Below are 12,999 nucleotides of genomic sequence, written 5' to 3'. Positions count from 1 at the left end.
ATGCTCGTCTCCCTCTTACTTCTCGTATCCGCCTACCTGCTCGGCTCCGTATCCGGAAGCCTGACCCTGGGCCGGCTGCGCGGCGTGGATATCCGCACCCAGGGCAGCGGCAACGCCGGCGGCACCAATGCCTTCCGCACGCAGGGCGCGAAGTTCGCGCTCGGCGTGGTGTTGATCGACATCGGCAAGGGCGCGCTGGCGGCTTGGCTCGCGCTGCGGTTCGCGCCAGTGGATGGCGCGCTGCCCGCGCGTGCGGTCGCGTGGCTGGCCGTGTTCGCAGCCGCGGTGGGTCACGTGTGGCCGCTGTGGCATGGGTTCCGCGGTGGCAAGGGCGTCGGCACGCTGCTGGGCGGCGTCGCAATCCTCTGGCCGGTCGCGTTGTTGCCGTTGTTCCTAGTCTGGGTGTGCGTGCTCGTCGCCACCGGTTACGTAGGGCTGGCTTCGATCATCGCGACAGCATGCCTGCTGCCGCTGGCCCTCTGGCTGGACGCGGATGGCGCGACGCAGTTGTTCGCGGTGGCCGCGGCGCTGCTGGTGCTGTTCACCCATCGCGCCAACGTGCAGCGCCTGCGTGCGGGCACGGAGTCGCGCTTCGAGCGCGTGCGTTTCTGGCGTCGGCGCGCATGACGGGCGAACGCGACCTGCTGTTGCGCCTTTCGCAAGGCCCGGTGTCCGGCGACGCGCTCGCGCGTGCCGTGGGACAGACACGTGCGGCCGTGTGGAAGCGCATCGAGACCCTGCGCGAGGGCGGCGTGCGCATCGATGCGCAGCCGGGTCGCGGTTATGCCTTGGCATTGCCGGTCGAACTGCTGGAGGCCGATCGGATCCTGGCGCAGACGCGGCACGTCGCCTCGGTGTCGGCACTCGAAGTCGCGTGGTCTGTGGATTCGACCAACAGCGAACTGCTGCGACGGAAAGCGCCCGCGCACGGCGCCGACGTCTTGCTTGCCGAACAGCAGACCGGTGGACGTGGCCGGCGCGGGCGGCACTGGGCGTCGCCGATCGCGGCGAACCTCTATCTCTCGATATCGCGGCAGTTCTCCGGCGGATTGGCGCGCCTGGGTGGCCTCAGCCTGGTGGTGGGCGTGGCCGTCGCCGAGGCAATGCGACAGGCGGGCTACGGCAGCGTCGGCGTGAAGTGGCCCAACGATCTGCTGGCCGGCGACCGCAAGCTCGGCGGCATCCTCGTCGAAGGCGGAGGCGAACACGGCGGGCCGGTGCGCGCGGTGATCGGCATTGGCCTCAACGTGCGCATGCAGGATGCCGCTGCCGGGGACATCGAACAGGCGTGGACCGATCTGGCCAGGTTGGGCGATGGTGAGGCGCCATCGCGCAATGCGATCGCCGCCCTCGTGCTGGATGCGCTGCTGCCCGCCCTGGATCTCTTCGATGCCGATGGCTTGGCGCCGTTCCTGGCGCGCTATGCCGTGCTCGATGTGCTCTCGGGTCGTGCGGTCACCGTGCACGGGCCACAGGGCGACGAGCAGGGCATCGCCGATGGCATTGGCGCGGATGGCGCCTTGCAGGTGAGGATCGGCAGGGAACGCCGGCAGGTGCATGCCGGGGATGTCAGCGTGAGGGCGACATGACGCAATGGGTGTTCGACGTGGGCAATAGCCGCCTGAAGGCCGCGCCGCTGCGTGCCGATGGCAGCCTCGGCGAGGTCATCGCCGTCGCCCACGATGGGGACGGGATCGCGACCGCGCTGGATGCGGCCTTGGCGTTGGCGCCGACGCCTTCCGCATCGGCCGCGTTGGCGAGCGTTGCCTCGCCGGCACGCACGGCAGCGGTGGTGGAGTGGTTGACCACCCGGTTCGCCGCCGTTTCGATCGCCCGGACGCAGTCCTCGTTGGCGGGTGTACGCATCGCCTACGCCGATCCGGCGCGATTGGGCGTGGATCGCTTCCTGGCCCTGCTCGCGGCACGTGCACGCGGCGAGCAGGCATGGCTGGTGGTGGGCGTGGGCACGGCGATCACCGTGGACGTACTGGACGCGCGGGGCCTGCACCATGGCGGGCGCATCGCACCGTCGCCGACGCTGATGCGGGCCGCGCTCGAACAGGCCGCCGCGCAATTGCCAGCGCAGGGCGGCGACTACACCGAGTTCGCGACCGATACGCTCGACGCGCTCGCCTCCGGCTGCGAGGGCGCCGCGTTAGGACTGGTCGAGCGAAGCCTCGCACAGGCGACGGACCTGCTGGGTTCGCCACCGGTGCTGCTGCTGCATGGGGGCGGCGCCGAGGCCCTACGTTCCAGGCTTCCGGCTGCCGTGCATGCCCCAGCGCTGGTGCTGGAAGGCCTCGCACGCTGGGCGCGTGCCGGTATCGACGACTGAGCCGGGCTGGCTAGAATCAACGCATGCTGATCCGTGCCCTGATCGTCCTGCTGGTGGTGCTGAACGTGGGTGCCGCCGCTTGGTGGCTCACCCGACCCGCCCCCGCCCCCGAACCGCCACCGGCGCTGCCGGCAGGCGTGGCGCGACTGCAATTGGTGGGCGAGGAGACTCCGGCCGCGCCCGTATCCGCGTCGCCCGCAGCCATCCTCGTGTCGCCCGCGCCTGCCGTGTGTTTCAGCCTGGGCCCGTTCACCAGCGAGGCCGCCGCCACCCAGGCGCGCGACACGCTGGGCGCAGACCTGCTCCGCTCGCAGTTGCGGGAAGCACCGGGTGCCAGCGCCAGCGGCTACCAGGTCGTGATGCCGCCGGCCGCCTCGCTGGAAGAGGCGCAGGCCACCGCGACGCGGATCGGTGCCGCGGGCTTCGATGACTTCCTCGTCGTGCGCCAAGGCGACCAAGCCAACGGCATCGCGCTGGGCCGCTACCGCAGCCGCGATGCGGCCGAGCGCCGGATCGCCGAATTGCAGGCGGGCGGCTTCACCGCGCAACTGCAGCCCGTGGGCCGCGCAGGACCCAGCCTGTGGTGGCTGGATACGGGTGCGGCCGAGGGTGCAGACCCGGCTGCATTGGCGCGGCGTGCGTCGAGCGCGGCACCGCAACCGCTCGAATGCACGGCGCTGCGCTAGAATTGCCGCCCACGCCGCTTTAGCTCAGCTGGTAGAGCAACCGCCTTGTAAGCGGTAGGTCATCCGTTCGATTCGGATAAGCGGCACCACTCCGCGCCCCGTGCCGCACCTTGTGTGCTGCGATGCCACAGGGACGTCATCGCCATCGGCATAGACTGTGCGCCTGTTTCCGCAAGGTATGCCCATGAGTCGAGCCTTTCTTCCCGTGTCCTTGATCGGCGTGCCCACCGACGTCGGTGCCGGCCATCGCGGCGCCCGCATGGGACCCGACGCGCTCCGCATCGCTGGCCTGGGTGAGGCCTTGCTCGCGCGCGGGGTGGATGTCATCGACACCGGCAACGTGCAGGGGCCGGCCAATCCGTGGACGGGACCCGTCGCGGGATATCGCCACCTCGATGAAGTAGTGGCCTGGAACCGCGCCGTGATGGACGCGACCGCCGCGGAACTCGCCAGTGGCCGATTGCCGATCATGATGGGCGGCGACCATTGCCTGGCGATGGGGTCGATCACCGCTGTTGCGCGGCATTGCCGCCAGGCCGGCAAGAAGTTGCGCGTGCTGTGGCTGGACGCGCATTCGGACTTCAACACCAGTGAGGTCACGCCGTCGGGCAACATCCATGGCATGCCCGTGGCATGCCTGTGCGGCATCGGCCCCGATGCATTGACGAAACTCGGGGGCGATTCGCCGGCGATCACGCCGTCGATGGTCCGGCAGATCGGCATCCGCTCGGTCGATCCCGAGGAGAAGAAGCTGATCAAGGACCACAAGGTCGATGTGTACGACATGCGCTACATCGACGAGGTCGGCATGAAGCGCACCGTCGAAGCCGCGCTGGAGGGCGTCGATGCCGACACCCACCTGCATGTCAGCTTCGACGTGGACTTCCTCGACCCCAGCATCGCGCCGGGCGTGGGCACCACGGTGCCGGGCGGCCCCAACTATCGCGAAGCGCAGCTGGTGATGGAGATGATCGCCGACACCGGGCTGATGGGGTCGCTGGACATCGTCGAACTCAACCCCGTGCTGGACCGGCGCAACCGCACCGCCAAGCTCACGGTGGACCTGGTGGAGAGCCTGTTCGGCAAGTCCACGCTCATGCGCGACTGAGGCCGGCACCGTAGGGAAAACTGCGACTGAACGGCACGGAGCGGGCTTCACGCGGTCTATACGGCGGCGCGTCGAAGGTGGACGCACACGCCGCCGCGACGTCGGACGCACGCGCAGCGGCACCCCTTTCCACCAGGAGAAAACACATGAAGCGTGCGATGACCCTGCTGATGCTGGCCCTGTTCTCGACGGCGGTGCTGTCCGGTTGCAACACCATGGCCGGTGCCGGCAAGGACGTACAGAAGGTCGGCGAGAAGGTTGAAGACAAGGCGCAGGATTGCAAGGACGGCAAGTGCTGATCCATGTGTGACTCGGGACCCCGAGGGGTCCCTACAGGAAGGGCCGGGGTCGCTCCCGGCCCTTCTTCGTTGTGGGCGCACGCGTTTGGTCAGCCGGCAGCCAGTGTGCTTGAATCAGACTGCGCGGGTGGGCAGCACCGCCGGCACGGTCCGGCCGCCCGAGCCCCCGATCGTGAATACCGTCCACAGGAGTCGCTTATGAAGCGTTTCGTCGCGTTGATGCTGTTGTCCCTGTTCTCCGTCGCCGTGCTGTCCGGCTGCAACACCGTCAAGGGGTTCGGCAAGGACGTGCAGAAGGTGGGCGAAAAGGTCGAGGATTCGTCCGGCAAGTAAGGCCGGCGCCAACCAGAAAAACGGGCCGCATCGCGGCCCGTTTTTTTTGCGTGTTTGCACCTCGCGCATTCATCGCTGCGAACGCTTCGTCATGCGACTGAATCGTTCAGGCAATCATAATGATGCGTTGACGGCCACTTGATCGGATGGGAACGCGCCGTTTGCGATGCTGTTTCCGCGGCGCCCCCTGCCGCGACATCTAGCGAGGCAACACCATGAACCAGGACATCATCGCCGGCAACTGGAAGCAGCTAAAGGGCAAGATCCAGGCGAAGTGGGGCGACCTGACCGACGACGATTTCAAGGTCGCGCAGGGCAACGCCGAATATCTCGAAGGCCGGCTGCAGGAGCGCTACGGCTACGACCGCGACCGCGCGCATACCGAAGTGGAAGACTTCCAGCGCAGCCTGCGCTCGGACAAATCCGTGAACCACTGACCGGCTGACGCCGCGTCGAGCAGGACGGGCCGCCTCGCGCGGCCCGTCTGCGTTTTTGCGCTCAACGATAGCGCGGCGGATCGGCGACGAAGCCGCCGGGGAACGCGGACGGTGCGTCCTCGCGCCAGATTGGGCCATGGCGCCGCGGTACCACGCCGAGCGCGACCAGGCGACGGTAGTCGTCGTAGCGCACTTCGCTCACCTGTTCCGGCTGGCGCGTCGCGCGTTCGAAACCCGTGCGCGAGGTCGGGGCCCATTCGCGATCCCCGTGCCCGGTGCCGATGCTCTGCTGGCGCATGGATTCTTCGGCGGCAATTCCGCGTGACGTGTCCGCGGGTGCCGCGGCGGCGTCATTGGCTTCGCCTCGCTTTTCCATCCGTCCCCGCGCGATCGGCGGCGGCGTGTATTGCGGATAGTAGGTACGGGCTTCGCGGAACGCCGCTACGCCGATCACACCGACGTTGCGCGGCCGGCCGGTACGTGCGGCGTAGCTGTCGCCGAGGTCGGTGAAGACGAACTGCGCCACGTCGTGCATCGACTTGCGCCAGCCGTTGATCTCCGTTGTCTGCCACGGTTCCAGCACGTAGCCCGCTTGCGAAGGGTGCGCGGTCTGGCCCGTGATCGCGTTGACACCGTCGACCGACAGCACGACCAGCACGCGCTCGCCGGTGGTGTTGGTTAGGCGGACGCTGTAGCGATGACCGGGCGAACCGGCCACCCAGACATCGCCCCGGTGGGGGTGTTGGGACAGCCATTCGCCGGTGTCGCGGTCGACCACGCTGACGTCCACGAGTGGGCGGGCATGGGACGGGGCGCACGCGGCGAGCAGCGCCAGCGTAGCCAGGGAAGCGAGGATGCGATGCAGCATGTCCGTTCTCCAGGTGGGGACGATGCTGGGAACGGATCGTCGGCGGCAGTGGGGTTGCCTGGAACGGCGATGCCTGCCCCGGTTAAGCCGCCAGTGGGCCGCGCCTGCGACGCCGTGTCGCAGGCCGGCCACCGGCATCGCCCGCCCCCAGCCGGTAAACTGGCCGCTTTCCCGCATGCCCCCGCTTCGCACATGACCACCCGCGTCCTTACCGGCATCACCACCTCGGGCACGCCGCACCTGGGCAACTACGTCGGCGCCGTGCGCCCCGCCGTGGCCGCCAGCCGTGCCGCGGACACGGAGAGCTTCTACTTCCTGGCCGACCTGCACAGCCTCATCAAGGCGCAGGACCCGGCGCGCACCCAGCGTTCCACGCTGGAGATCGCGGCGACCTGGCTGGCCTGCGGCCTGGAGCCGGACAAGGTCTGGTTCTACCGCCAGAGCGACGTGCCGGAGATCACCGAGCTCACGTGGTTCCTGACCTGCGTGGCGGGCAAGGGCATCCTCAACCGCGCGCATGCCTACAAGGCCGCGGTGGACAAGAACAACGCCGAGGGCGAAGACCCGGATGCCGGCGTCAGCGCGGGCCTCTTCATGTACCCGGTGCTCATGGCTGCCGACATCCTGATCTTCAACGCGCACCAGGTGCCGGTGGGTCGCGACCAGATCCAGCACATCGAGATGGCGCGCGACTTCGGCCAGCGCTTCAACCACGTCTACGGCAAGGAGTACTTCACCCTGCCGGAGGCGCTGATCGACGACAACGTCGCCACGCTGCCCGGCTTGGACGGGCGCAAGATGAGCAAGAGCTACAACAACACCATCCCGCTGTTCGCACCGCGCGAGGAGCTCAAGAAACTGGTGTTCTCCATCCTGACCGACTCGCGCGGGCCTGGCGAGCCGAAAGACACCGAAGGTTCGGCGCTGTTCCAGCTCTACCAAGCCTTCGGCAGCGCCGAGGAAACGCGCGCATTCGCGCAGAAGTTCGCCGACGGCATCAGCTGGGGCGACGCCAAGCAGCAGCTGTTCGAACGCATCGATGCGGAAATCGCACCGCTGCGCGAGAAGTACGAAGCGCTAATGGCCAAGCCGGCCGACATCGAAGCCATCCTGCGCGATGGCGCCCGCCGCCTGCGCGAGCGCTATGCCACGCCGCTGCTGGCTGAGCTGCGCCATGCGGTGGGCCTGCGTGACCTGTCCCAGCAACCGGTGGTCGAGGCGAAAGCCACGGCCTCGAGGGCCGCGTTGCCGGCGTTCAAGCAGTACCGCGATACCGATGGCCGCTTCTACTTCAAGCTCACGGACGCCGAGGGCAACGTGCTGGTGCAGAGCAACGGCTTCGATTCGCCGAAGGACGCCGGCAAGCTGATCGGTGTGCTCAAGCAGGCCGAGCAGGCGGACGCGATGGAAACGCCGGAGATCGTGCTGCAGGTCCCCGCCGGTGATGTGCTCGCGGCGTTGGCCGCGTTGCGCGCCGCGGAGGCTTGAGCCATGCCGTACCTGGCGGTCATCCTGTTCCTGCCGTGGTTCCTGTTGCTGGGATCGTTGTACTGGCTGTTCCCGCGCCAGCCGCGCAACGCGCGCCGCAAGGGCTTCGATCTCGCGGCGCTCGCGGTGGCCTTCGTGCTCAGCTTTATCGGCATGCAGTGGGGGTATGCGCTCGGTGCGTCCGACGTGGGCACCGGCGCGATCTGGAAGCAGGTGCTGGCGACGCTCGTCGCCTACGGTGCTTTCCTGTTCGTGCTGACGTTGGCGGTGCCGCTGCGCGGCTGGTGGTTGTCGCGCGGGTGACCTGAGCGTGGATGGCGTGTTCCACCAAAGGCGGGTCGTGCTGTCGCGGATCGCGGACTAGAATCGGGTCATCCGTCCCCACACAGGCCCGCGGATGAGCCTCCACGGCATCCACACCATCGACACCGCGTTCCAGCGCGACCACTTCGACGCCGCCTACCTGATCGTCGAGGAAGGTCGCGGTGCGTTCATCGACTGCGGCACCCACCATTCCGTACCGCTGTTGCTGGCGGCGGCGCAGCGCGCCGGCCTCGCCGCTGCCGACATCGACCTGCTGATCGTCACCCACGTGCACCTCGACCATGCCGGCGGCGCCGGCCTGCTGATGCAGCACTTGCCGAACGCCACGCTGGTCGCACATCCGCGTGCGGCGCCGCACCTCATCGACCCGGAGAAGCTCATCGCGGGGGCGACCGCGGTGTATGGCGAAGAAGAGATGCAGCGCAGCTACGGTGCCATCCAGCCCGTGCCGGAGGCGCGCGTGCGCATCGTCGACGATGGCGAGACAGTGCTGTTGGCCGGCCGCGCGCTGGAGTGCATCGATACGCCGGGTCACGCACGGCACCACCACTGCATCTGGGATACGCGCAGCCGGAGTTGGTTCACCGGGGACACGTTCGGGCTGTCCTATCGCGAACTGGATGGGCCACAGGGCGCCTTCATCCTGCCGACGACCACGCCCGTGCAATTCGAACCTGCGGCGCTGAAGGCCAGCATCGCGCGCATGGTCGAACGCGCGCCCGAGGCCATGTACCTCACCCATTACGGGCCCGTGTCCGACGTGCCGCGCCTGGCGCAGGCCTTGTACGAGCAGATCGATGCGATGGTGGCCATTGCCGACAGTTGCGACGGGCGCGCGGACCGGCACCGTTGCCTCACCGCGGGTCTCACGGCGCTCTACCTGGAGCGTGCCCACGCATTGCAGGTGCCGTTGGCAGATGAAGATGTCGAACGCATCCTGGCCATGGACATCGAGTTGAATGCGCAGGGTCTTGGCGTGTGGCTCGATCGTGGGCGACCGTGAGGGCGTTCGGGGAAGCATCCCTTAGAATCGCGGCGACGATAGAACGAGGTTGATCTCCATGAAACGCGCGCTTCCGATGCTGCTTTCCTTGTGCGCGGTGCCCGCGCTCGCTGCGGACGTCCCGGGTGGCGGTATCAGTGCCGACAACCTGTCGCGCCACGTGCGCGTGCTGGCGTCCGATGCGTTCGAAGGTCGCGCGCCGGCGACCCCCGGTGAAGACAAGACGATCGCCTATGTCGTCGATGCGCTGAAGCAGGCCGGCGTGCAGCCGGGAGGCGAGGAGGGCGGCTGGACGCAGGCGGTGCCGCTGGTGCGCGCGCAGGTGGAGGGGGCGGTGACGGCATCACTGCGCATCGGCGGTGAAACGCAGGTGCTCGCCAACGGCGAAGACGTGGTGCTGCAGAGCCTGAGCCCGGTCGACCGCATCGCGCTGGCCGACGCGCCGCTGGTCTTCGTGGGCTACGGCATCGATGCGCCGGAACGCGGCTGGGATGATTTCAAGGATGCCGATCTCGCCGGCAAGGTTGCCGTGGTTCTAGTCAACGATCCGGATTTCGAGACCGACGCGCCGGGTGCCTTCGATGGGCGTGCGGTGACCTACTACGGTCGTTGGACGTACAAGTACGAGGAGCTCGCGCGCCAAGGCGCCGCAGGCGTTCTGATCGTCCATGAGACCGCGCCGGCCGCGTATGGCTGGGCGACGGTGCGCGCCTCCGGCCTGTCGGCGGTGTTCGACATTCCGCGTCCGGATGCGGCGAAGTACCACACGCGGCTGCGCGGCTGGATGCAGCGCGATCTCGCGGTCTCGCTGTTCAAGCGCGCCGGGCTGGATTTCGATGCGGAGAAGCGTCGTGCGCAGACGAAGGCGTTCACGCCGGTGGCGCTGGGCGATGCGACGCTGTCCGCCGCATTCGCCATCAAACGCGACCAAGTGGTCACGCGGAACGTCATCGGCCGGCTGGAGGGTGCGCAGCGTCCCGATGAGACCGTCATCTATTCGGCCCATTGGGACGCGTTCGGCATCGGCGAACCCGATGCGGCCGGTGACCCGGTGCGCCACGGCGCGGTCGACAACGCGACCGGCGTGGCGGCGGTGATCGAACTGGCGCGCGTGTTTGCTGCCGGCCCGCGGCCACAGCGGACGCTGCTGTTCATGGCGCTGACGGCGGAAGAGAAGGGTTTGCAGGGTGCGACGTTCTACGCGGCGAATCCGCTGGTGCCGTTGGCGAAGACCGCCGCGGTGCTGAACATCGAGATGCTCAGCCCCGACGGCCCCACGCGCGACATCGCCTCGTGGGGCAACGGACGGGTGTCGCTGGAGGGCGACCTGAAGCGCGTCGCCGAGGCACAAGGGCGGACGTACTCGCCGGACCCCAATCTGGAAGCAGGTTTCTTCTATCGCGCTGACCATTTCGCGTTCGCTCGGGCTGGCGTGCCGGCGATCACCGTGGGCGCGGGGCTGGATCGCATGGACGGTGGCGTCGCGAGCGGCAAGGCCCTGCGCGATGCGTACTTCGCCAAGTGCTACCACCAGGCCTGCGACGCCTGGACGTCGACGTGGAATGCGCACGGACAGACGCAGGACGTGGAGATCCTCTACGTGCTCGGTCGCGAGATCGCCGACGGCGATACATGGCCGCATTGGCTGGACGGATCGGAGTTCAGGGCCGCGCGCGAACGCAGCCGCGCCGAACGCGAGTAGCACGAGAGCGCGCCGCTCGGGGGGCGGCACGCGCTATGCTGCGCGTCCTGTCGGCCTCTTCGGCGAATTCCATGGCGCCTCTCCACGCACTCGTCTACCAGAGCCAGGCCTCGCGCCCGCTGGATGCGTCGGACCTGGACATCCTGCTGCTGGATGCGCGCATCAATAACGAACTGGCGAACGTCACCGGCGTGCTGCTGTACGGCGACCGCCAGTTCGTGCAGTACCTCGAGGGGACGCGCGCGGACGTGGAGCAGATCTATGCGCGGATCACGCGCGCCAGCCAACATCACCGGTTGGAGATCCTGGAGCAGGGACGGTTGGACGCGCGCCGGTTCCAGCGCTGGCACATGGGGTTTTCGGAGGCGCCGCAAAGCGTCGTGCAGCAATTGAGCCAGGCGCAGTGGCAGCGCGACGCCCCCTGGTTGGAAGACCATGCCGGTTCGTCGCCCGGACTGATGCGCCTGCTGACGTTCTGGAGCGAGCAGGCGATCCTGTCGCGCTGACGCGTCAGGGCCAGCGGTTGGGCGCTTCGCGCGCGCTGTCCTCGTTCATCGGCACCACGCAGAAGCGGTGGCCGGTAGGTGCTTCCATCACCCACCAGCGGTTTCGCACGTGCTGCACCCGCTTCGCGCCGAGCGACTCCAGGCGCATGACTTCGGCCTCGATGTCATCGGTTTCGATATCCAGGTGCACGCGCGCTTCATGCTTCACCTTCTGCACTTCGATATGCAGGCCGCCCGGGCCGGGCTCGAATTTGTCGTAGATGCCCAGGCCGCCGTCGTCGGGATCGGTGACCTTCAACCCCAGGGCGGCGCTCCAGAAGGCGGAGGCGGCGGGCAGGTCGTCGACCTGGCTGTCGATGATGAAACCGGCGAGGCGGCTGCGGTGGCTCATGGCGACTCCTGCGGTGGGATCACCGCAGCATCCTGCCACGCTTCGCGGACGCGTGTTGTCCTCATCCCACAGCGCTGGTGGAGTGAGCGACGTACCTCTGCGTCGCTCACTTGTACGACGCCCGCGTTATTGAGGCAGGGCCAGATCGTCGATCAATGCCTTGAGGAAGCGCGCGGCTTCGCCGCCCGTGCAGGCGCGGTGGTCGAACGTCACCGACAGCGGGATCACCTTGTGCGATTCGAAGCCGCCCATCACCGGCGTGACCTGATGGCGCGCGCGACCCGCGGCGACGATGGCCACGCACGGCGGCACCACCACCGGCGTGGCGTAGCGGCCAGCGAACATGCCGAAGTTGCTCAGCGAGATCGTGTAGCCGGTCAGCTCCGACGGCGGGATGCTGCGGTCTTCCACCTGCGCGCGCAGGCGGTTGATGCTCTCGCGCACGCCGCCGGCCTCCAGCAGGTCCGCATTGCGCAGCGCGGGGACGAACAGACCGTCATCGGTATCCACGGCGATGCCGATGTCGACATGCGGGTGCAGCGTGCGGGTGAGCTTCTCGCCATCGAACCAGGCGTTCATCGCCGGCACCGTCTTGCAGGCGCGGACGATGGCGCGGACGAGGCGGCCGGTCATGTCGTTGCCGGGCGTCCAGGCATGCACGTCGGCGTCGTCGCTGAGCGTGGTCGGCACGACCTTGGCATGCGCATCGGCCATCACGCGCGCCATGTTCCGGCGCACGCCCTTGAGTTGTTCCGGCTGGCCGCTGACCGAGACGCCCGGCGGCTGCGTGCGCATCGGCTTTCCGCTCGCGGACAGCGCGGTCCGCTGCGGGGCCGCGACGGGTGCCGATGCGGCAGCGGGAGCGACGTTGCGCGTGGCGGCAGGGGCGGGCGTCGCGGCACCATGCGCGGTGCCGTCGGCCGCGGCCTGCTTCACGTCCTGCATCGTCACCGCGCCATCGGCGCCGGTGGCGCGCACGCGTGCGAGGTCCACCCCGAGCTTCTTCGCCATCGCGCGCACGGCGGGCATAGCCTTGACGCCACCCACCGCGATCGCCTGCTCGGCGTGCACGGTGTTGGACGATTGCATGGCACCGACCACGGTGCCGGCATCATCGCGCTCACCGCCGTCGTTCGCCGCCGGTGCGGGTGCTGCGACCGCAGCCGGTGCGGATTGCTCCTTGGGCGGGCCATGGTGATGGCCGGTGTCCTGGCCCTCCGCACGCTGCGGCAGGCTGGCATCGGGCTCGAACACGGCCAGCATGCTGCCGGTGATGACCACATCGCCCGCCGCGCCGGCGAGCTTCACCACCTTGCCGGACACCGGGGAGGGCACTTCGACCACGGCCTTCGCGGTCTCCATCGACACCAGCGGTTCGTCCAGCCGGATCACGTCGCCTTCCTTGACGAACCATTCGACGATGGTGGCGTCCGGGAGGCCTTCGCCCAGGTCGGGAAGGTGGAAGGTCTTGCTCTCGCTCATTCGGATATCTCTTCGTAGTCGTTCGTGGGCCGACGCG

Annotated in this window: 16 protein-coding genes and 1 tRNA gene; 14 read left to right on the top strand and 3 right to left on the bottom strand. The window is 68.4% G+C overall.

Going from position 1 to position 12,999, the window contains the following annotated elements:
* From plsY to BM365_RS07750, 9 genes are all read left to right on the top strand, one after another.
* Entirely contained in the window at positions 1-627 is a 627-nt protein-coding gene (plsY, locus tag BM365_RS07790) for a glycerol-3-phosphate 1-O-acyltransferase PlsY (protein ID WP_093488070.1), read from the top strand.
* Entirely contained in the window at positions 624-1,589 is a 966-nt protein-coding gene (gene birA, locus BM365_RS07785) for a bifunctional biotin--[acetyl-CoA-carboxylase] ligase/biotin operon repressor BirA (protein ID WP_093488069.1), read from the top strand. The genes plsY and birA overlap by 4 nt, the downstream gene beginning before the upstream one ends.
* The gene (locus BM365_RS07780; protein ID WP_093488068.1) at positions 1,586-2,335 is read left to right on the top strand and encodes a type III pantothenate kinase; all 750 of its coding nucleotides are present in this window, start codon (positions 1,586-1,588) and stop codon (positions 2,333-2,335) included. Before birA ends, BM365_RS07780 begins: the two co-directional genes overlap by 4 nt.
* Positions 2,336-2,358: 23 nt before the next feature.
* Positions 2,359-3,021, top strand: a complete 663-nt coding sequence (locus tag BM365_RS07775; RefSeq protein WP_093488067.1) for an SPOR domain-containing protein — start codon at positions 2,359-2,361, stop codon at positions 3,019-3,021.
* Positions 3,022-3,034: 13 nt separating this feature from the next.
* A tRNA-Thr gene (locus BM365_RS07770) sits at positions 3,035-3,110 on the top strand.
* A gap of 95 nt (positions 3,111-3,205) precedes the next feature.
* A complete protein-coding gene (rocF, locus tag BM365_RS07765) occupies positions 3,206-4,129 on the top strand; it encodes an arginase (protein ID WP_093488066.1) in 924 nt (307 codons plus the stop codon).
* Positions 4,130-4,275: 146 nt separating this feature from the next.
* The gene (locus tag BM365_RS07760) at positions 4,276-4,428 is read left to right on the top strand and encodes an entericidin A/B family lipoprotein (protein ID WP_056879413.1); all 153 of its coding nucleotides are present in this window, start codon (positions 4,276-4,278) and stop codon (positions 4,426-4,428) included.
* Between the two features lie 198 nt (positions 4,429-4,626).
* A complete protein-coding gene (locus BM365_RS07755) occupies positions 4,627-4,761 on the top strand; it encodes an entericidin A/B family lipoprotein (RefSeq protein ID WP_056879414.1) in 135 nt (44 codons plus the stop codon).
* Positions 4,762-4,976: 215 nt separating this feature from the next.
* Positions 4,977-5,198: a CsbD family protein gene (locus tag BM365_RS07750; protein WP_093488064.1), complete on the top strand. Its 222-nt coding sequence runs from the start codon at positions 4,977-4,979 to the stop codon at positions 5,196-5,198.
* 61 nt (positions 5,199-5,259) lie between these two features.
* On the opposite strand, the gene BM365_RS07745 is transcribed toward BM365_RS07750, so the two are convergent.
* Positions 5,260-6,066 (bottom strand): hypothetical protein, encoded by an 807-nt coding sequence (locus BM365_RS07745; protein ID WP_093488062.1) that lies wholly within the window; start codon positions 6,064-6,066, stop codon positions 5,260-5,262.
* A 192-nt stretch (positions 6,067-6,258) separates the two neighbouring features.
* Between BM365_RS07745 and BM365_RS07740 the strand changes: the two genes are divergently transcribed.
* The 5 genes from BM365_RS07740 (at position 6,259) to BM365_RS07720 (ending at position 11,089) form a co-directional block, all read left to right on the top strand.
* Positions 6,259-7,554, top strand: coding sequence for a tryptophan--tRNA ligase (locus BM365_RS07740; protein ID WP_093488060.1), 1,296 nt, complete (start codon positions 6,259-6,261; stop codon positions 7,552-7,554).
* Positions 7,555-7,557: 3 nt separating this feature from the next.
* Positions 7,558-7,857 (top strand): hypothetical protein, encoded by a 300-nt coding sequence (locus BM365_RS07735; RefSeq protein WP_093488059.1) that lies wholly within the window; start codon positions 7,558-7,560, stop codon positions 7,855-7,857.
* A 94-nt stretch (positions 7,858-7,951) separates the two neighbouring features.
* The gene (locus BM365_RS07730; protein ID WP_093488057.1) at positions 7,952-8,881 is read left to right on the top strand and encodes an MBL fold metallo-hydrolase; all 930 of its coding nucleotides are present in this window, start codon (positions 7,952-7,954) and stop codon (positions 8,879-8,881) included.
* A gap of 58 nt (positions 8,882-8,939) precedes the next feature.
* Complete coding sequence (locus tag BM365_RS07725; RefSeq protein ID WP_093488055.1) at positions 8,940-10,583, top strand: M28 family metallopeptidase; 1,644 nt, start codon at positions 8,940-8,942, stop codon at positions 10,581-10,583.
* A gap of 71 nt (positions 10,584-10,654) precedes the next feature.
* Positions 10,655-11,089 carry a BLUF domain-containing protein gene (locus BM365_RS07720; protein ID WP_158253539.1) on the top strand — a complete coding sequence of 145 codons (435 nt, stop codon included), beginning with the start codon at positions 10,655-10,657 and terminating at the stop codon, positions 11,087-11,089.
* A gap of 4 nt (positions 11,090-11,093) precedes the next feature.
* On the opposite strand, the gene BM365_RS07715 is transcribed toward BM365_RS07720, so the two are convergent.
* Both BM365_RS07715 and BM365_RS07710 read right to left on the bottom strand, forming a co-directional pair.
* Entirely contained in the window at positions 11,094-11,480 is a 387-nt protein-coding gene (locus BM365_RS07715; protein WP_093488051.1) for a VOC family protein, read from the bottom strand.
* Between the two features lie 126 nt (positions 11,481-11,606).
* The gene (locus BM365_RS07710; RefSeq protein ID WP_093488049.1) at positions 11,607-12,962 is read right to left on the bottom strand and encodes a dihydrolipoamide acetyltransferase family protein; all 1,356 of its coding nucleotides are present in this window, start codon (positions 12,960-12,962) and stop codon (positions 11,607-11,609) included.
* Between the last annotated feature and the right edge of the window lie 37 nt (positions 12,963-12,999).

Origin of the sequence: Pseudoxanthomonas sp. YR558 (assembly GCF_900116385.1) — a bacterium.
Lineage (GTDB): Bacteria > Pseudomonadota > Gammaproteobacteria > Xanthomonadales > Xanthomonadaceae > Pseudoxanthomonas_A.
This window is presented reverse-complemented; position numbering and strand designations above follow the sequence as displayed.